This window comes from Haloplanus sp. (genome assembly GCF_028275055.1).
In the GTDB taxonomy this organism is placed as follows: Archaea; Halobacteriota; Halobacteria; order Halobacteriales; family Haloferacaceae; genus Haloplanus.
Genome location: NZ_JAQCNJ010000025.1, coordinates 1 through 17,496 on the forward strand (window position 1 = coordinate 1; position 17,496 = coordinate 17,496).

Annotated in this window: 16 protein-coding genes and 4 pseudogenes; 5 read left to right on the top strand and 15 right to left on the bottom strand. The window is 65.3% G+C overall.

Features of this window, described 5'->3' with window-relative positions:
- Positions 1–551 (bottom strand): ammonium transporter (locus Q0925_RS03145; RefSeq protein WP_414652087.1); only part of this gene is annotated, 551 nt, incomplete at its 3' end.
- 348 nt (positions 552–899) lie between these two features.
- Here Q0925_RS03145 and Q0925_RS03150 point away from each other — a divergent pair.
- Positions 900–2,888: a primary-amine oxidase gene (locus Q0925_RS03150; RefSeq protein WP_299331843.1), complete on the top strand. Its 1,989-nt coding sequence runs from the start codon at positions 900–902 to the stop codon at positions 2,886–2,888.
- A gap of 33 nt (positions 2,889–2,921) precedes the next feature.
- Here Q0925_RS03150 and Q0925_RS12365 read toward each other — a convergent pair.
- The 3 pseudogenes from Q0925_RS12365 to Q0925_RS03170 all read right to left on the bottom strand — a co-directional run.
- Positions 2,922–3,241 (bottom strand): annotated as a pseudogene (locus Q0925_RS12365) (2Fe-2S iron-sulfur cluster-binding protein).
- Positions 3,232–3,915 (bottom strand): annotated as a pseudogene (locus Q0925_RS03160) (selenium-binding protein SBP56-related protein); the annotation flags it as partial. The pseudogenes Q0925_RS03160 and Q0925_RS12365, both read right to left, overlap by 10 nt.
- A 270-nt stretch (positions 3,916–4,185) precedes the next feature.
- Positions 4,186–4,905: pseudogene (locus tag Q0925_RS03170) on the bottom strand (selenium-binding protein SBP56-related protein); the annotation flags it as partial.
- A gap of 148 nt (positions 4,906–5,053) precedes the next feature.
- Here Q0925_RS03170 and Q0925_RS03175 point away from each other — a divergent pair.
- Positions 5,054–6,382: a hemolysin family protein gene (locus Q0925_RS03175; protein ID WP_299331849.1), complete on the top strand. Its 1,329-nt coding sequence runs from the start codon at positions 5,054–5,056 to the stop codon at positions 6,380–6,382.
- A gap of 73 nt (positions 6,383–6,455) precedes the next feature.
- On the opposite strand, the gene Q0925_RS03180 is transcribed toward Q0925_RS03175, so the two are convergent.
- The 3 genes from Q0925_RS03180 to Q0925_RS03190 are packed head-to-tail and all read right to left on the bottom strand — an operon-like array spanning position 6,456 to position 8,883.
- Positions 6,456–7,169 (bottom strand): hypothetical protein, encoded by a 714-nt coding sequence (locus Q0925_RS03180; RefSeq protein WP_299331851.1) that lies wholly within the window; start codon positions 7,167–7,169, stop codon positions 6,456–6,458.
- Positions 7,166–7,489 (bottom strand): 2Fe-2S iron-sulfur cluster-binding protein, encoded by a 324-nt coding sequence (locus Q0925_RS03185; protein ID WP_349254383.1) that lies wholly within the window; start codon positions 7,487–7,489, stop codon positions 7,166–7,168. The genes Q0925_RS03180 and Q0925_RS03185 overlap by 4 nt, the downstream gene beginning before the upstream one ends.
- Positions 7,480–8,883 (bottom strand): selenium-binding protein SBP56-related protein, encoded by a 1,404-nt coding sequence (locus tag Q0925_RS03190; protein WP_299331853.1) that lies wholly within the window; start codon positions 8,881–8,883, stop codon positions 7,480–7,482. Before Q0925_RS03190 ends, Q0925_RS03185 begins: the two co-directional genes overlap by 10 nt.
- A 203-nt stretch (positions 8,884–9,086) precedes the next feature.
- Here Q0925_RS03190 and Q0925_RS12465 point away from each other — a divergent pair.
- Both Q0925_RS12465 and Q0925_RS03195 read left to right on the top strand, forming a co-directional pair.
- Positions 9,087–9,404, top strand: a pseudogene (locus tag Q0925_RS12465) (bacterio-opsin activator); the annotation flags it as partial.
- A gap of 190 nt (positions 9,405–9,594) precedes the next feature.
- On the top strand, positions 9,595–9,750 hold the full coding sequence (locus Q0925_RS03195; protein ID WP_299331855.1) for a helix-turn-helix domain-containing protein: 156 nt from the start codon (positions 9,595–9,597) through the stop codon (positions 9,748–9,750).
- On the opposite strand, the gene ndk is transcribed toward Q0925_RS03195, so the two are convergent.
- From ndk to Q0925_RS03220, 5 genes are all read right to left on the bottom strand, one after another.
- The gene (gene ndk / locus Q0925_RS03200) at positions 9,751–10,215 is read right to left on the bottom strand and encodes a nucleoside-diphosphate kinase (protein ID WP_299331856.1); all 465 of its coding nucleotides are present in this window, start codon (positions 10,213–10,215) and stop codon (positions 9,751–9,753) included.
- Complete coding sequence (locus tag Q0925_RS03205) at positions 10,212–10,412, bottom strand: 50S ribosomal protein L24e (protein ID WP_299331858.1); 201 nt, start codon at positions 10,410–10,412, stop codon at positions 10,212–10,214. Before Q0925_RS03205 ends, ndk begins: the two co-directional genes overlap by 4 nt.
- A complete protein-coding gene (locus Q0925_RS03210; RefSeq protein WP_299331860.1) occupies positions 10,412–10,636 on the bottom strand; it encodes a 30S ribosomal protein S28e in 225 nt (74 codons plus the stop codon). Before Q0925_RS03210 ends, Q0925_RS03205 begins: the two co-directional genes overlap by 1 nt.
- Positions 10,637–10,642: 6 nt before the next feature.
- The gene (gene rpl7ae, locus Q0925_RS03215; protein ID WP_299331862.1) at positions 10,643–11,005 is read right to left on the bottom strand and encodes a 50S ribosomal protein L7Ae; all 363 of its coding nucleotides are present in this window, start codon (positions 11,003–11,005) and stop codon (positions 10,643–10,645) included.
- A gap of 165 nt (positions 11,006–11,170) precedes the next feature.
- Positions 11,171–12,112, bottom strand: a complete 942-nt coding sequence (locus tag Q0925_RS03220; RefSeq protein WP_299331864.1) for a VOC family protein — start codon at positions 12,110–12,112, stop codon at positions 11,171–11,173.
- 116 nt (positions 12,113–12,228) lie between these two features.
- Here Q0925_RS03220 and tmcA point away from each other — a divergent pair, with 116 nt between their 5' ends.
- Positions 12,229–14,472, top strand: a complete 2,244-nt coding sequence (gene tmcA / locus Q0925_RS03225) for a tRNA(Met) cytidine acetyltransferase TmcA (protein WP_299331865.1) — start codon at positions 12,229–12,231, stop codon at positions 14,470–14,472.
- A 52-nt stretch (positions 14,473–14,524) separates the two neighbouring features.
- Here the strand turns inward: tmcA and Q0925_RS03230 are convergent, their stop codons facing one another.
- Genes Q0925_RS03230 through Q0925_RS03240 form a run of 3 tightly spaced genes read right to left on the bottom strand, consistent with a single transcriptional unit; the run spans position 14,525 to position 17,373 of the window.
- Positions 14,525–15,265, bottom strand: a complete 741-nt coding sequence (locus tag Q0925_RS03230; RefSeq protein ID WP_299331866.1) for a bifunctional helix-turn-helix transcriptional regulator/GNAT family N-acetyltransferase — start codon at positions 15,263–15,265, stop codon at positions 14,525–14,527.
- A gap of 55 nt (positions 15,266–15,320) precedes the next feature.
- Positions 15,321–15,650: a 4Fe-4S dicluster domain-containing protein gene (locus tag Q0925_RS03235; protein ID WP_299331868.1), complete on the bottom strand. Its 330-nt coding sequence runs from the start codon at positions 15,648–15,650 to the stop codon at positions 15,321–15,323.
- Between the two features lie 49 nt (positions 15,651–15,699).
- Positions 15,700–17,373 carry an aldehyde ferredoxin oxidoreductase family protein gene (locus tag Q0925_RS03240; protein ID WP_299331869.1) on the bottom strand — a complete coding sequence of 558 codons (1,674 nt, stop codon included), beginning with the start codon at positions 17,371–17,373 and terminating at the stop codon, positions 15,700–15,702.
- Positions 17,374–17,496 lie beyond the last annotated feature (123 nt).

Genomic DNA, 17,496 nt, shown 5'->3' on the forward strand with positions numbered 1-17,496 from the left:
AGCGAGTGGCCGGGAATAACGTTCGCTGAGCCGTCGTCGTTGAACTTGTCCATCCGCGGGCCGACCATGTACGCGGCGACGAGGCCACACACGCCGCCGGTCATGTGGACGACCGCCGCGCCGGCGAAGTCCTGAAAACCGAGGGCGGAGAGAAAGCCGCCACCCCACGTCAGGCCCGTCGCGACGGGGTAGATGAGTGCCCCGACGAAAACGGTGAAAACGAGGTACCCACGGAGTTGTGCGCGCTCGGCGACGGCCCCGGAGACGATGGACGCCGCCACCATCGAGAACGCGGCACCGAAGAGGATGCTCGCCCACGCCGTCGAACCGGCGCCGTAGTGGGCAAGGGGCGAGGAGAAGCCACCGCCGGACGTGACCCCGGCGATGACAGCGGATACGCCGACGCCGACGATGAAGTACGCGAGAACACCGATTCCCCACGTGAGCACGTTTTTCGTCAACTGGTTTGCGACGTTTTTCGAGCGGACCTGCCCGGATTCAAGCATTCCGAAGCCGGCGTGCATGAAGAACACGAGGAACGTCGCGACCATCACCCAGAGCAGGTTGACGCCCTCGGCGATGACCTCGGGGTCGGCTTGGAGGAGTACGTCCACCTCAGCGTCCCCCCGTTAGCCCGTTGCTGTCGTTCGGTGTCGGTACGACTCGGCTTGTTCCAGACGAGGTCTGAACAACGACCACGTCGATTCCGTCATCGTGCATGTGTATCCACATCCAACCGAACAAAGTCCTTTGATATAAAGTTTTGCTGAACGCGATATATTTCCAGTTATGTAGAGTATTCACCGTGTTATTTCGATAATATGGTTTCGTAATACCATTACATTCTGGCTGTCGTTCCGGAAGTTTTAATTTAAACACTCCCGACCCAACTAATTGAAATGGCGCAAGTAAGCACCCCTGAGGTCGAGCACCCGCTCGATCCCCTGACCGCGGCGGAGATCGAACTGACCACGGAGATCCTAGAGAAGCGGCCGGAGGTCGATGACGGCGTCGGGTTCTACAGCTACCAGCCGGTTGAGCCACCGAAGGACGAACTGTCCGAGTGGGAGAACGGCGACCCGTTCGACCGCAAGGTGACGGCCGTTCTCCGGGACTTCGAGGAGCGGAAGACCTACGAGGCGATCGTCTCCCTGACCGATAGCGAGGTCGTCTCGTGGGAGCACCTGCCGGACGCGATTCCACACATTCCGGACATGGACGTCCGCGAGGCGGAACAGGCGGTCATCGAGAGCGAGGCATTCCGCAAGGCCGCCCGCAAGCGCGGTGTGGAAGAGTTCGAGCACGTGATCGTCGACCCGTGGCCGGTCAACGCCAGCGAGTTCGTCCCCGACGAGGTCGAGGACCGGCGTCTCGCCCGCGGCCTCGCGTGGGTCGGCCGCGACGAGACGGACAACGCCTACTCCCGTCCGCTCGAAGGGATCCACACGTTCGTCGATCTCGACGAGATGGAGGTCGTCGAAGTCGTCGACAACGGTGTCGTCGACGAGGACAGCCCGCTACCGCCCGAGCGTGCCGACTTCCGAGCCGACGAGGTCGACACCCGGGACACGCGGGAACATCTCGATGTCGTCCAACCCGACGGCGTGAGTTGGGAGGTCGACGGCCGCGAGGTTGAGTGGGAGAAGTGGTCGTTCCGCGTGGGCTGGACCGACCGTGAGGGACTCGTTCTCCACGACATCACCTACGACGACGACGGCGAGGAGCGAAAGATCCTCCACCGACTCGCCGCGTCCGCGATGTCGGTGCCGTACGGCGACACCGACCCCAACCACAACTGGAAAAACGCCCTCGATATCGGCGAGTTCAACGTCGGCCGGATGGTGAACTCCCTCGACGAGGGCTGTGACTGCCTCGGTGTCATGCACTACTTCGACGCGGTCACCAACGACCGGAACGGGGAGATTCTCGAGTTCCCCAACGCCATCTGCATGCACGAGGAGGACGACGGACTGCTGTGGAAACACACCGAGGTCCGCAAGGGCAACACGGAGGTTCGGCGGCGGCGGCGGCTGGTCGTCTCACAGATCGCCACCGTCTACAACTACGATTACGCCTTCTACTATTACTTTTATCAGGACGGTCGGATCGAGGCCGAGATGCGGTTGACCGGCATCGACTCCAACGGTGTGGTGCCCGAAGGAACGTCCGCCGAGGACACGGGCGGCTTCTACGAGGTGGCCGCCCCACAGATCAAAACCTCGCTCCACCAGCACCACTTCAACTTCCGGATGGACTTCGATATCGACGGTGAGGAGAACTCGGTGTACGAGGTTCACAACGAACCGGTCGACGACATGGCCTGGAACCACGAGGAGTCGGACAACCCTGCGGGACAGGGCTGGTATATGGAGGAGACGCTGCTTGAGTCCGAGCAGGAAGCGCGGATGGATATCGATCCGAACAAGGGTCGATACTGGCAGGTCGTCAACCCCAACAAAACGAACGATTACGGCTACAACCCCGGGTACAAACTCCACCCCAAGACGAACGTGGAGTCGCCGATGCAGCCCGGGTCGCCGGCCCGCCGACGAGCCGGGTTTATCGACAACGACTTCTGGGTGACCCCGTACGACGAGGGCGAGATGTACGCCGACGGCGAGTACCCGACCCAGAACGACGATCCCTCTGGGCTCCGTGAGTGGACCAGTCAGGACCGCGACATCGTCGAGGAGGACCTCGTTGTCTGGTACACGCTCGGTGTCAACCACCGCACCCGACCCGAGGACTGGCCGGTGCTGCCGGTCGAGGTTGCGAGCTTCGAACTCGCGCCGGAAGGGTTCTTCAACGAGAACCCCGCTATCGACGTGGCGCCGGAGCCGTCGGCCTGCGAACACGACGCTCCCGACGCCCACGCCGACGACGACTGACCGGTCGGCGGGTCGCGGCCCAAGCGAACCGGGTTATTTCCACGGATTCGACACGAAATCGGCTTGAACCGTCGCGCCGACTTCGATCCGACAGTCGGATCTGGGTTCGGCCACACAGAACAAAACGTAGCCCGCGTCGTTGTGCCGGGGCCTTAGCGCACGCTGGCGGTGTGGACGAGATCACCCGCAAGCAACCGCCCGGTACAGGTGCCACAGGCTCCGTACAGACAGCCGTACGGGAGTCCGAGTCCCTCCCGCTCGGCCGCCTCAACGACGGACTCGCCTTCGGCCACGTCGACGGGTGCCTTTCGCCCGTCGCGCCACTCAAAGGAGACCCGGTGGCTCACTGCCAGACGTCGCTGGTGCAGTCGCCACCGGGCCACCGGATTTCGTGGGCACGGGCCGGGCCGCCGGGGGCGTCGCCGAAGTCGACGACGAACTCCTCGTCGAGAACCATCCGCCCCTCCTCGGGGACGACGTCCGCTTTCAACATCAGCGACCCCTCCTCGCCGATGTCGGGGTAGAACTGGTTGTCCCACGACGAAAAGAGGGAGGTCGTCCAGTAGAGCCGCCGCCCGTCGCGGGAGAGTTGGAGCATCTGTGGGGCGCCGCGGATATCGTGGCCGGCGACCGTTCCCCGGTCACCGAAGTTCCCGCCCGCCCAGACGCGGTCGACCAGTCTCGGGGTGGCCGGATCGCTCACGTCGTACATCCGCACGTCGCCGTGCAGCCAGTTGGCGAAAAAGAGGTACTGGTCGTCGAGCGAGAGCAGGAGATCGGTCGGCAAAGCCGGGACCGGCATGTCCCAATCCGGGTGTTCGCGGTCCTCAAGATCGATGGCCACATCCCAGTCCCACCCGCTGTCGGTCTCGTAGAACCGGATGATGTTCGAGGAGAGCGCCGCGCCGACATAGCCCTGTGTCTGCTCGGGATTGTGGAACATCCGGACCTCAAGCGGAATCAGTCCATCCTCGCCGAAGGTCAGCGTCTGGTCGTGTTCGCGGTCCGCCCAACTCCAGACGTGGATGCTGTCGCAGCGTGTCATAGAAGTCTTCACACACTATAGTTAGAATTATTATCTTTACAGAGAGATACGGTCTCAAAAGAGCGTGCACTAAGTGCACACCGCTCAAAATCAGTCAGAAACGGGTATTTTGTCTCCGAATAGTGATATTTCCCGTCCAGTTAGCTCGATTGAGCTTAGCGACTATGATCTCTGTAGAGTCGCAAACAGCAAGTTCAGATCTGTTAACGCTGAATCCACCGAGAAGTATGAGAACGGTTCTATGACACCGTCGTGGATGCTGTCGCCGTACTTGCCGGCCTCCACGTCCTCGAGGTCGAACCCCGGGTAGTACGTTTCGGGGGCGGCCCACTCGCTGGAGATCATGATGTCGTGACGGGGCTAATACCAGTAGTCGTAGTTCATCTCCATTGGGCCGGGGTCGGCCTCCCAGCGGCCGTCGATGGAGAAGTCCTCCTGGTCGAGTTGAAGGAAGCCACCCGGGAGTTCGCCGTCGGCGTCCCCGAGCATACTGATGACGATTTTTCCCTCGGGCGCGCAGTGAACCGTATGTGGCGCCGAGAGGTCGTGTTCGAACACCGCCTCCGGTTCGATCACCGTCCCTATCTCCGGGCTTCGCGGGTTCTCGGCGTCTATGATGTGGATGCGTGAGGACCGTTGTCCGGGAACGATCAGGTGGTCGCGTGCCAACCCCTCGGCGTGACACGACGAGGAGCAGGCGTTCCAGCCGAAGTGGTGGAGTTCGTCGCCCTTGTTCGGCATCTCGACCGTGTCGATCAACTCGGCGTAGGTGTCCGACTCGGGGTCGACGTCGACGACGCCGACGAAATCCGGGGCGTCGACGTCCATCCCCACCCGGAGTCCCATGACGAACGCGGTCTTTTCGCGTTCCGACTCTGTACGCATCGCCGCGGGTGTCGGGTAGCCGGGGCGGTCGGACTCGTGGTCGTGGTCGTGTGACTCCGCGGTCCGAGACGGCTCATCGGTGCTCATAATCGTGTGAACGTTGAACACGGTCCAACATAATACTGACTCGACTGAAACGATCGGCGGATCCCCGGACGACGTTTTTAGTGGGTCGGCAAGAACACGCCAGTATGGGTTCGTTGGATACGACCGTCGCCGACCACAGAGCGGACCGATGGTAGAGGTTGGCCTCTCCGCCGCACGGCTACTCGTCGCGTTGGTTCTGGTGGTGTTGAACGGCTTTTTCGTCGCCGCGGAGTTCGCCTTTGTTCGGGTCCGCGCCACGTCGGTCGAACAGCTCGTCGATGACGGGACCCCGGGTGCGACGGCCCTCCAAGCCGTAATGGGCGATCTCGACAACTATCTGGCGGTGACGCAACTCGGGATCACCCTCGCCTCGCTTGGACTCGGGTGGGCCGGCGAACCGGCCATCGCGTCCCTCATCGAACCCGTGCTTGGCTCGGTTCTCTCCCCGACGCTCGTCCACCTCGTCGCCGTCGCCGTCGGCTTCTCGGTCATCACGTTTCTCCATGTTGTCTTTGGCGAACTCGCGCCGAAGACGTTCGCTATCGCACAGACCGAGCGGCTCTCGTTGTTGCTCGCGCCGCCGATGAAGCTCTTTTATCTGCTGTTTTACCCGGGGATTATCGTGTTCAATGGGGCGGCCAACGCCTTCACGCAGGCGTTGGGCGTGCCACCGGCCTCCGAGTCCGACGAGACGCTCGGCGAGCGCGAGATCAGGCGGGTCCTCGCACGCTCCGGCGAGGAGGGCGACATCGACGTCGATGAGGTGGCGATGATCGAACGCGTGTTCGAACTCAACGACACCACCGTTCGCGAGGTCATGGTTCCGCGGCCGGACGTGACGAGCGTCCCGGCCGACGCCACGCTGCCCGACCTCCGGGAGACCGTATTCGACGCGGGCCACACGCGGTATCCGGTCGTCGAGGCCAACGGTCCGAACCAGGTGGTCGGATTCGTCGACGTCAAGGACATCCTACGCGCCGGCGAAACGGCGGATACGGCAACGACGGCCGACGACATCGCACGCGAGATCATCGTCGTTCCGGAGACGACCGCGATCAACGACCTTCTGTTGCAGTTCAGAGGGGAGCGCGGGCAGATGGCCGCCGTGATCGACGAGTGGGGGTCGTTCGAGGGTATCGCAACGGTGGAGGACGTCGTCGAGGCGGTTGTCGGTGATCTCCGAGACGGGTTCGACGTCGCGGAGCGCGAACCCACGATCCGCCGGCGGGGCGACGGCGGCTTCGACGCCGACGGTGGGGTCGCCCTCGCTACGGTCAACGACGCACTCGATGTCGACATCGAACACGAGACGGTCGGGACGATGGGTGGCGTCGTGCTCAGCCGACTCGACCGTGCGCCCGAGACCGGCGACCGGGTCGAGGTGGCGGGCCGTGTCGTCGAGGTGACCGGCATCGACGGAACCCGTATCTCGACGGTTCGGATTCATACGCCCGACACCGAGTCGGCCGACGAGTAGGTCGGCGGGCGTCCGGCGGGTGGCGGTATCGACGGCGGTCGACACCGGACGGGGCCGCCGTTTCCGGACCGATTCAGTTCGTGACGGCCGACCGCCGCCCGGCGTAGCGGCGGTATCCCTTCCGAGTCCCGACAGCGAGGAGGACGCCACCGACGAGTGCCAGTAGCCCCGCCTCAAGCGTCGCGGGGACGGCGTCGACGACGCCCAACCCGGCGACGACGCCGACGACGAACCCGATCTGCAGGAGACAGACCGCACCGAGTGCGACCCTGCGGGTGGTGGCGTACAGCGAGCCGACGGCCGCCGTCTCCGCCATTGCGTGAACCGCGAGGACGGCCGCACCCGCGACGCCGAGCGTCGCGTCGGCGGCATAGAGGGTGGCGAGGGCGGTCCCTTCGAGGCCGCGGTGGAGCGTCACGGCCCCCAGCGCGGCGTCCGTACAGGTCCCACAGCCCGTGAGGGTACGTCCGCGGACGGCAGCGCCGAAGCCCGCACCGGTCGCGACGCCGAGGGCCGCACTGACTGGGGCCCGGTCGAGGGCGAGCACGACCGAGAGGCCACCGAGGACGACGAACAGAGGGGAGACGGCCCGGATCGGAAAGGTAAATCGGCCGGCGACGGCGAGGACGAGGCCGCCACCGAACAGGCTGGCTCCGACCGAGGCGACGACGACGAGCGGGAAGCCGAGTCCGGTCTCGGCGGTCCCGACACCGTGTGCGGCGACGGGCGTCGAGAGGACGCCACTCCCGAGGGCGACGAGCAGAACGCGACGGCGGAGACGGGTCACCTCCACGGGTTCGGCACGAGGTCCGCCTGGATCTCGGCTCCGACCTCGATCCGACAATCCGAGCGTGGTTCGGCCACACAGAGCAGGACGTAGCCGTCGCGTCGGTGCCGGGCTTTCAATCCCCGGGGGCGTTCGACGTGGACGAGGTCGCCGTCCAGTAGCCGGCCGGTGCAGGTGCCACAGGCACCGTACAGACAGCCGTAGGGGACACCGAGTCCCGCACGCTCGGTCGCGTCGATGATCGTCTCACCCTCGGCGACGTCGATGGTTGCGTCCCCCCCGTCGCGCCACTCCAAGGTGACCCGGTGGCTCACTGCCAGACGTCGCTGGTACAGTCGCCGCCGGGCCACCGGATCTCGTGGGCACGGGCCGGGCCGCCCGGGGCGTCACCGAAGTCGACGACGAACTCCTCGTCGAGTTCCATCCGTCCCTCCTCCGGGAAGACGTCCGCCTTCAGCATCAGCGACCCCTCCTCGCCGATATCGGGGTAGAACTGGTTGTCCCACGAGGAAAAGAGGGAGGTCGTCCAGTAGAGGCGCTTGCCGTCCCGGGAAAGCTGGAGCATCTGAGGCGCACCGCGGACGTCGTGGCCGCCGATCGACTGTCGCTCGCCGAAGTTGCCGCCGACCCAACACTGGTCGACCAGCCGCGGGTTCCCCGTATCGCTGACGTCGTACATCCGCACGTCGCCGTGGAGCCAGTTCGAGAAGAACAGGTACTGGTCGTCGAGCGACAGGAGGGTGTCCGTCACCAGTCCCGGTACGGGCATGTCCCAGTCGGGGTGTTCGCGATCCTTGACGTCGATGACCGTCTCCCACTCCCAGTGGCCGTCGTCCTCCTCCCAGAACCGGATGATGTTCGAGGAGAGCGCCGCACCGACGTAGCCCTCCGTCTCCTCGGGGTTGTGTGGCATTCGGACCTCCAACGGGATCATCCCCTCCTCACCGAACGTGAGCGTCTGCCGGTGCTCTTTGTTCTCCCAGTCCCAGACGTGGATGCTGTCGCCGTACTTGCCGGCTTCGACATCCTCCAGATCGAAGCCCGGATAGTACGTCTCGGGGGCCGCCCACTCCGTCGAAATCAGCACGTTGTGCCGGGGCTGGTACCAGTAGTCGTAGTTCATCTCCATCGGACCGAGGTCGGCCTCCCAGTGGCCGTCGATGGAGAAGTCCTCTTGATCGAGTTGGAGGAAGCCGCCGGGGAGGCCACCGTCGGCGTCGCCGAGCATGCTGATGACTATCTTGCCGCCGGGGACGCAGTGGACGGTGTGCGGTGCCGAGAGGTCGTGTTCGAACACCTCCTCGGGTTCGATGATTTTCTCGATTTCGGGGCTACGCGGGTCGGACGCGTCGATAATGTGGACGCGTGAGGACCGTTGCCCGGGGACGATCAGGTGGTCCCGAACCAGTCCCTCGGCGTGACACGACGAGGAACAGGTGTTCCACCCGAAGTGGTGGAGTTCGTCGCCCTTGTTCGGCATCTCGACCGTGTCGATCAACTCGGCGTATGTGTCCGACTCGGGGTCAACGTCGACGACGCCGACGAAATCGGGTTCATCCACGTCCATACCCACCCGGAGCCCCATAACGAACGCCGTCTTCTCGCGCTCCGACTGGGTCCGCATCGCCGCGGGCGTCGGATACCCCGGTCCCTCTACCTCGTGGTGTTCGTGTCCGTGTTCCTCGGTCGATTGGCTTGGTTCGTCAGTGCTCATGGCAGATAATACCACTCACGACGCGAGCACAGATAATGATTGAGTTGTCGAGCGACAACTCCTGTCGGCCGAGGCTAGGGAACCCTTTTGACCTGGCCGGCGTATCGAAGAGGTGTGTCCGTGATGTCCGGCGACGACCCAGAGGATGCCTGATGCGTGAGTTCGCGTTCGATATCGAGTACGAACCGGGCGTCGACGCGGTGATGGACGTGTTCATCGAGCATCCGACACTCGTCGCCGAGGCGTTACACGGCTGTGTGACCGAGGACCGCATCTGGCGTATCGAGCGGCTGATCGGTCCGACGGCGGCGCTCGACGAAGTCGAACGGCTCCGCTTCGACGGGACGGTGCGGGCGGCGTCGGTGACCGAAGCGGACTGTTCGGCGACGCGGTACCACGACGTGTTGGACCGCTCGGACGACGAGCGGGTGATCTACACCCACGTCGAGGACACCGGTGGCGGCGAATCCGTACAGACGCTCGCCGCCCGGTATCTCCCCCACGGCTCGCTCTACTGCACCACGAGACGGGGGAGTCGCCACAGTTGGCGCATCTTCGTGAGATCCGACGAGAAGGTGGGCTGCTGTACGACGCCCTCGGCGCGACGTTGCGGACGGGCCTCTCCTTTCGCATGGGCCACCTCCGCGACGCCGACGGTTGGGGCACGACTCGCTGGGGTCGGTGGCGCTCCCCCCAAAACAGCGAACTACCATGCGCGCAGCCCTCAACCACGGCTACTACCGGACGCCACGGGAAGTCACGTTGGACGGCCTCGCGGCGGAACTCGGCGTGCCGCGGTCGACGCTCTCCTATCGGTTGCGTCGGGCGGAAGAACGGCTCGTTTCGGGGTATCTCGGCGAAACCTAGCTACTCGTACAGCCAGGTCTCGTCGATTGTCTCGTAGTCGACGAGTTCGTCCTCGTCGAAGAAGAGGTCGATCTCCCGGACGTTTGCGCCCTCGTCGGCGTGGTCGGAGCCGTGGATGACGTTCCGACCGAGGTCCAAGCCGAAGTCGCCGCGGATGGTACCGGGGTCGGACTCGGCGGGGTCGGTCTCGCCCATCATGTTTCGGACCTGCCGGGTGGCGTCTTGGCCCTCCCAGACCATCGCCATCACGGGACCGGAGGTGATGAACTCCACGAGGCCGTCGAAGAAGGGCTTGCCCTCGTGTTCGCCGTAATGTTTGTGGGCCAACTCCTCGGAGATTCGCATGAACTTCGCGCCGACGAGTTTCAGGCCGCGCTCCTCGAACCGAGAGATGATCTCACCGATCAGCCCACGTTGGACGCCGTCGGGCTTGACCATCACGAACGTTCGCTCGGTGTCGCTCATTCCTCACCCGCGTCGCCGCCGCTCGCCCGTCCCTCGGCGGTCCACTCCAAGTCCCGGGGCTCGCGCCCGAGGAAGTAGTTTTTCTCGGCTTTGGAGTCGACGAAATGCAGGACCGTCCCGTCCCTTTTGACGTACATCGTCCCCGTGCCGGGTTCGATTTCTTCGCCCGAATAGTCACAGATGCGTGTATCGACCATTACTGTCCTCCGATGGAGTCAGCGTCACGCTGTGTCTCGCGCAACTGGAGTATATCGCCCTCTCGGACGGGGCCAAGCACGTTGCGCGTGATGATGCGGCCCTGATTCGATCCCTCCTGAATGCGACATTTGACCTGCATGGCCTCGCCGTGCATGCCGGTCTTGCCGACGACCTCGATTACCTCCGCAGGCATCGAGTCGCTGGCACTCTCTTCGGCGCTCATGATGGCTTACCGGAGGTCCTCGACCTTCGTGGCGATGTCTTCGGCGCTCTCCTCGGCGTCGCCCGCGTCGACGATGGCGGCCGCCGCGCTCCCGACCTCAAGACCGGCCGCGTGGCCGACGTCGTCCTGCGTCTCGACGAAAACGTACGGAATGCCCTTCTCGTCCGCGAGTTCCGGCAGGTGCATCACGATTTCCTCCGGTTGAACGTCCTCCGCGATGACGACAAGGTCGGCGTTGCCACGCTCGACCGCCTTTGTCGTCTCGTTTGTTCCTTTTTTGACACTACCCGTGTCTCGCGCTACTTCGAGCGCCTCGATGGCGCTCTCGGCGAGATCCGCCGGGACATCGAAATTGACGTAAACTGACATGATTTGTACCCCCCGCCCGTAGGCTCGCACGCCCCACCAGACTGAGTCCCTGATGGCGGGGCGCGTCATCAACCCCGGGCAGGCCGTAGGATCCAGTAGCAGGGGGGCCCATAAAAGCGCTTTCAAACGCGAGACGGGGTGTGAGGCCGACACACGCGGGGCCGGTCACTCGTCCGTGGCCGAGACATCAAGCGGCGGCAGACCGGATTCGATCTCCTCGCGCCGGGCTTCCAACCGCTCGGGGAGAACGAGACGATCGCCCAGTGTGTCGAGAGTCTCGTCGGCGGTGTACCCCGGTTCCGTTGTCGCGTACTCTAAGCGGACACCACCCGCGGTGCGGGCGTACACCGACTCGAACCACTTGCGGTCGACGACCGCCGTCGGTCGGAGACCGTGAGCTGTCAGCACGTCGCGCCACTCGGACTGCTCCTCGCGGGTCACCCGGAAGGCGACGTGGTGGACCGTCCCCGCGCCGGGACGACCCTGTGGGCCGTCGGGAACCGCCCGCACGTCGACGGCGTAGCCCAGGTCGCCGTCGCCCTCGAAGCGCCGCCGGTCGCCCGCCGTCTCCGTCTCGTCGAATCCCATCGTCTCCAGAAGCGTCGCCATCCGTTCGGTATCGGCGAGTGAGATGGTGACGCTGTGGAAGCCACGGATCGCGTTGTCGGCGGGGACCGGACCGACCGGCGGGTCACCCGCCGGGGCGTCCGTGCGTGCGACGAGTTCCAACGGGAGTCCGTCGGGGTCTCGAAAGGGGACAACGGTGTCGCCAAACCGTTCTCGGGGTCGGTCGGTGTCGACACCCGCGTCGTCGAGGCGGTCGATCCAGTAGTCGGCGGCCGAGGCCGGGATCAAAAACGAGACCGCGGTCGCCTGCCCCGTCCCCGGCCGACCGGGGGACACGTCGGGGTAGGTAAAAAACGTCATACTCGTCCCGGGCGACCCGCCGTGGTCGCCGTAGAACAGGTGGTAAACGGAGGGATCGTCCTGGTTCACGCTCCGCTTGACGAGGCGGAGCCCGAGCGTCTCGGTGTAGAACTCGGCGTTCCGAGCGGGGTCGCTCCCGATTGCGGTGACGTGGTGGAGGCCCGGGATGTCGGCAGGCATACCCTCCGGTAGGTGGTGAACGGGCATAACCGCCACGAGACATCGCCGTCATCGCGGGGCACCGGTGTGCAGATCGGAGGACAAGGCCCTTACTCACCGGCGGAGTACGGCGACACATGGATCTTGAGGGCGCCGTCGTCGCTCTCGTCGCCGAGGCGGAACGGGCGAACGAGCGACGGCTTCTCGTTCTCGCCGGTGGCCGCGACCGCGGCCTCAGCGCCGCCGACACCGCCATCGAGGTGCTGGACGACCCGGCAGCGACGGTCGTCACGACCCGGGAGCGCCGGGGCGACCGCCTCCATCCCGACGACGCCGCCGACCTCCTCGGTGTCACGCGTGATGTCGTCGTGGTCGACGCCCACGAGGGGTTCACCGCGAACGTCCTCGGACGCGTCGTCGGCGCCGTCGACGGCGGCGGCCTCCTCGTTCTCGTTGTTCCACCGCTCGACGGCTGGCCGGCACACCGGGACGTGGCCGACGAGCGATTCGCCGTCCCGCCGTTCGGCGTCGAGGACGTGACCGGGCGCTTCCGTCGTCGGCTCGTGGAGACGCTCCGCGAGCATCCCGGTGTCGCCATCGCGAACGTGGACCGTGGGCGACTGAAGCGGTCGGGGCTGACCGACCCCCGGCCGGCCCGGTCCCGATTTCCCGCCACCGCCCCGGTCGACGCCGCCTTGCCGTCGGCGGCCTACACGGCCTGTCTCACCGCCGACCAGGTCGAAGCCGTCGCCACGCTCGAGCGTCTCCGAAAGCGTGGCGCGGCCGTTGTCGTCGAAGCCGACCGTGGCCGGGGAAAATCCGCCGCCGCCGGCCTCGCGGCCGCCGGCCTCGCCGCCGAAGGTCGGGACGTACTGGTGACGGCCCCCACGTACCGCAACGCAGAAACCGTCTTCGACCACGCGGCCGATCTGCTCTCGATGCTCGGAGCGGCGAGCCACGACGAGAAGGGCCACGTCCTGTCTGTCGACGGGGGCGAAGGGCGGGTTCGATATCTCGACCCCGACGAGGCGGTCGGTCTCCCCGGTGCTCCCGACGTCGTGATCGTCGACGAGGCTGCCACCCTTTCCGTCGACCGGCTGGCGTCGTTCGTCGAGTCACCGGATCCGCCCGCTACAGCGTTCGTGACGACGGTTCACGGCTACGAGGGGACCGGCCGTGGCTTCGAGGTTCGGTTTCGTGACCGTCTCTCGGCGGGTGACCGCGAGGTGAGCGACGTCCGACTCGACGACCCAATCCGATACGCCGCGGGCGACCCCGTCGAGGTGTGGGCGTTCCGCGCGCTCCTTCTCGATGCACGCCCGGCCGTCGACGGACTTCTCGATGGGACGACGCCCGCCGACGCGACCTACCGGGCGCTCACCCCGGCGACCTTGCTCGACGACGAGTACCTACTCCGAGAGGCGTTCGGGCTTCTCGTTCTCGCCCACTACCAGACGGAACCGGACGACCTAGCCCGCCTGCTCGACGCGCCCAACCTCGTCTGTCGGGCACTCACCGTCGACGGTCACGTCGCCGCCGTTGCCCTTCTCGCCCGCGAGGGTGGTCTCCCGAAATCGCTCCGAACCGAGATGTACGAGGGAACGCGCGTCCGGGGGAACATGCTCCCCGACGTGCTGACGAGTCAGTTACGCGACCTGCGGGCAGGGGTCCCCATCGGCTACCGTGTGTTGCGGATCGCAACCCACCACGCGGTCCGGTCCCGAGGGTTCGGCTCGCGGCTCCTCGACGGCATCCACGACGAGTTCGACGACGAGGTCGACTGGTTTGGCGTCGGCTACGGCGCGACGCCGCGTCTGGTTCGGTTCTGGGAGCAAAGCGGCTACCGGACCGTCCACTGCTCGACGACGCGCAACGCCGCGAGCGGCGAGCACTCGGCCGTGATGCTCCGCGCGACGACTCCGGTGGGGCGGGAGCTGCGCGAGCGACACGGCCGCCGCTTCCGGCGGCGGATGCGGGATGTGCTCTCCGACGCCCTCCGTGACATCGATCCGGACGTCGGTCGGGCGGTCCTCGGGGCGACAGAGGGAGGCCACGACCCCGACCTCACCGACCACGAGTGGCGCGTCGTCGCCGCCGCAGCAGACGGCCCCGGCCTCTACGACGCCGCCCCCGGAGCGTTCCGAAGACTGGCGCTCGCCCACCTCACAGCCCCCGTGGCCGACCTCTCTGCGCGCGAAGAACGGTTGCTCGTTCGGAAGTCGTTGCAGGGCCACTCATGGGAACGGGTGGCGGCCGACCTCGACTACGCCTCGACACGAGAGTGTATGCGCACGCTTGGGGACGCGTACCGGCCGCTGCTCGATCGGTACGGGACCGAGACAGCCCGCGAGGAACAGCGGCGGTACGATGGCGACGGCTGAGTCAGTTTTGCACACCCGTCATACACCGTCTGTGCCGGCCGCGTACCGACGATCAGCTCTCCGAGAGCCACGTCGCCAGCATGACCTCGTCGACGTAGTCGCCATCGATATGATAATGATCCTCTCGGATCGCCTCAACCACCCAACCCCGGGACTCGAGAAATGCGACCGCCGACTCGTTGGTCGACGGGACACTGTTGTACAGCTTCTCGAAGTCGCGTTCGTCGGCCCACCGGACACCGCGTTCGAGCAGCGTACTACCGATGCCGTTGCCGCGGTACTCGGGGAGGAGGCCAACGGTCAGTACGGCGGTGTGAGACAGTTTCTCCATCTCGGGGAGGTTGAGGTGGACCCAGCCGATCACCTCCTCGCCGACGGTAGCAACAAACACCATCCGAGACTGGACATCGTTGTGTCGGAGGATCACCTCCTCGTGGTCGAGCAGGTCGGCGACCGTCTCGGCCTCGATGTACACCCCTTCCTCCGCAACCTCTCGGATGACGGCGATCAGTCCCGAAAGATCCGATTGCTTTGCGGATCTGATGGTGTAGGCGGGGTCCGCGGCGTCGTGGTGCTCGACCGACTCCTCCTGATAGGCGACACGGAGGTGGTTCTCCTCCTGACGGATGTAGCCGTCGCGTCGCAGTACCGTAACGTGGTGACCGAACGCCTCCGGATCGAGGTTCAGCGCCCGACGGGCCTCGTCGGCCCGAACGGTCCCCTGAGCCTCGATGTGGTCGTAGATGTCCCTGCGGTCCTCGTGATCGAACTGCAGCCGTTCGGTCAGTTCCATGTTGACGTATACCACTGTTCGTAACTTAATTATTCGTGATAGAACGGGTCGCGCCTCAGACGCGGTTCTCGCGGGCCGGATCCACGTCGATGGCGTCGACCGGACAGACATCGACACAGAGCATGCAGTCGATACACTGGTTCTCGTGGGTCGGGTGGGCTTTGACCTCGCTCTCGGGGTGGTCGGGGGAGTCGACCCACTCGAAGACGTCGACCGGACAGTCCTCAAGACAGGCTTCGTCCGCCAGACAGATATCGAAATCGACCGCGACGTGGGTGCCGTGGATGCCCAGTTTCGTGGGCGGGTCGACCGGACCCCAGACGGCGATACCGTCCTCCTCGTCGACCTGTTCTCTGGTGCGCTCGAAGTTCGGATCGATGGTCATGTTCCCGTTCCGCGGTCCGGACGCATAAACCTGTGACCCGACGGGCCGGTCAGTCGGCACTCGCCGGGAGTGACCCGTCAGGGACGACACCGTCGTCGGTCCAGCCACGGGCGTCGTAGTAGGCGTCGAGTGCCGTCTCGAAGTTTGGCAGGTCGTACGGGAGGTCGTCGTCTGACCGGTCGAACCCCCGTCGGTTGTTGAAGTGTCGTTCGAGTTCGACGACACGGCCGCCGACCGCGAGGAGGTCGTCGAAGTCGGCGTCGAACAGCGTCTCGAAGCGTTGCTCGGTCATCGTCCCCCGAGAGAACCGGCAGACGACGCCACAGTCCTCTAACGCGCGCTTGTTTTCCAGTTCGACGAGCCGTCGGGCCTTGGCCGGCGAGAGTCCCTCGGGTGCGAACGCCTCGGCGTCGTCGACGAGGGGGTACTCGTAGGCGTAAAACGTCGCGTACATATGGTCCGCGCCGCGGTTCGCGGTCGCGAATCCGAGTCCTTGACCGTTGAGCGTGCGGCCGTCGTGGGCGGAGAATGTCATACCCTTGACTGTCCAGTCCTCGACGCCGAATTCGTCGTGGAAGCGGTGGATACCCTCCGCAAGACGGTCACCGTCGCCCGCTCGGTGGGCGATCTTCTCGACCGTCTCGTGGATCAACTCGGAGTCACCGAAGGCGTCGTTTGCCTTCAGGTATGCCGCAACCGCGTTGCCACACGAGATGGTGTCCATTCCGAGGCGGTCACAGAGCTCGTTCGACTGCATGATCGAGACGATGTCGTCTACCGCACAGTTGCCGCCGAAGGCCATGATCGTCTCGAACTCGGGGCCTTCCGTCTCGACGCCCGCCGTCTCGTCTTTCGTCGGCAACTTGCAGGCGAAAGCACACTGCGAGCAGGTCCCCTTTTTGTGTTTTTTCTCCTCGACCCGGTCGCCGTTGATCTTCTCGTACTCCTCGTAGCGGACGTCCTCGAAGTAACGAGTGGGAAAGGAGCCGATTTCATTTGCGAGGTCGGTGACGCTGCTCGTCCCCTGACGTTTCATGATGTGGTCGCTGGTCGCGGCCTCGCGGTGGATCGCTTCGGCCTCGGCGTCGACATCGACCGTCGGAACGGCGTCGCCGTCGAAGGTAAGCAGTTTCACCCCCTTCGCTCCGAGAACGGCCCCGAGGCCGCCACGGCCGAACGCCCGCGTCTCGCTCGTCATCAGCGAGGCAAAACGGACCCCGTTCTCGCCCGCCGGGCCGATACAGATGATGTGTTCCGCGCCGAGGTCGTGTTCGTCCTCAACATACTCCGTGACCTCGGGCACCTCCGCACCCGCCAACTCCGGCACCGCCTCGAACTCGACCCCGTTCTCGCGAACGTGGACCGCGAGGAGGTTCGGGCTCGCCCCGACGAGTTCCACAACCGCACTACCGGTCCCGAGCAGGTTCCGGGAGACGAACCCGCCGGCGTTCGAGGAACACAAGCCATCGGTCAGCGGCGAAACGGCGGTTGCCGAGGCGCGGCCGGTGAAACTCATCCCGGACGCCTGCATCGGTCCCGTGGTGAGGTAGAGACGGTTCTCCGGGCCAAGCGGGTCAACGTCGAAAGGGGTGCGATCGTGGGCGAGGCGGGTCGCGACACCTCGGCCGCCGATGTACTCGGCGAGCACGTCGTCGATGGAGTCGGTCTCGACGCGTCGCGATCCCACGTCGATGGTACGGAGCGGCCCCTCGATGTGGAGCATATCCCGAAACCGGGGATCACGATATTAAACCGTTGGCCCGCGACGGAGCTCAGGATGGTCGCGCGCTGTATCAATCCGACGGGCACACCGGGAGCGGCGACCTCTGAACGGACCGTTTCACAC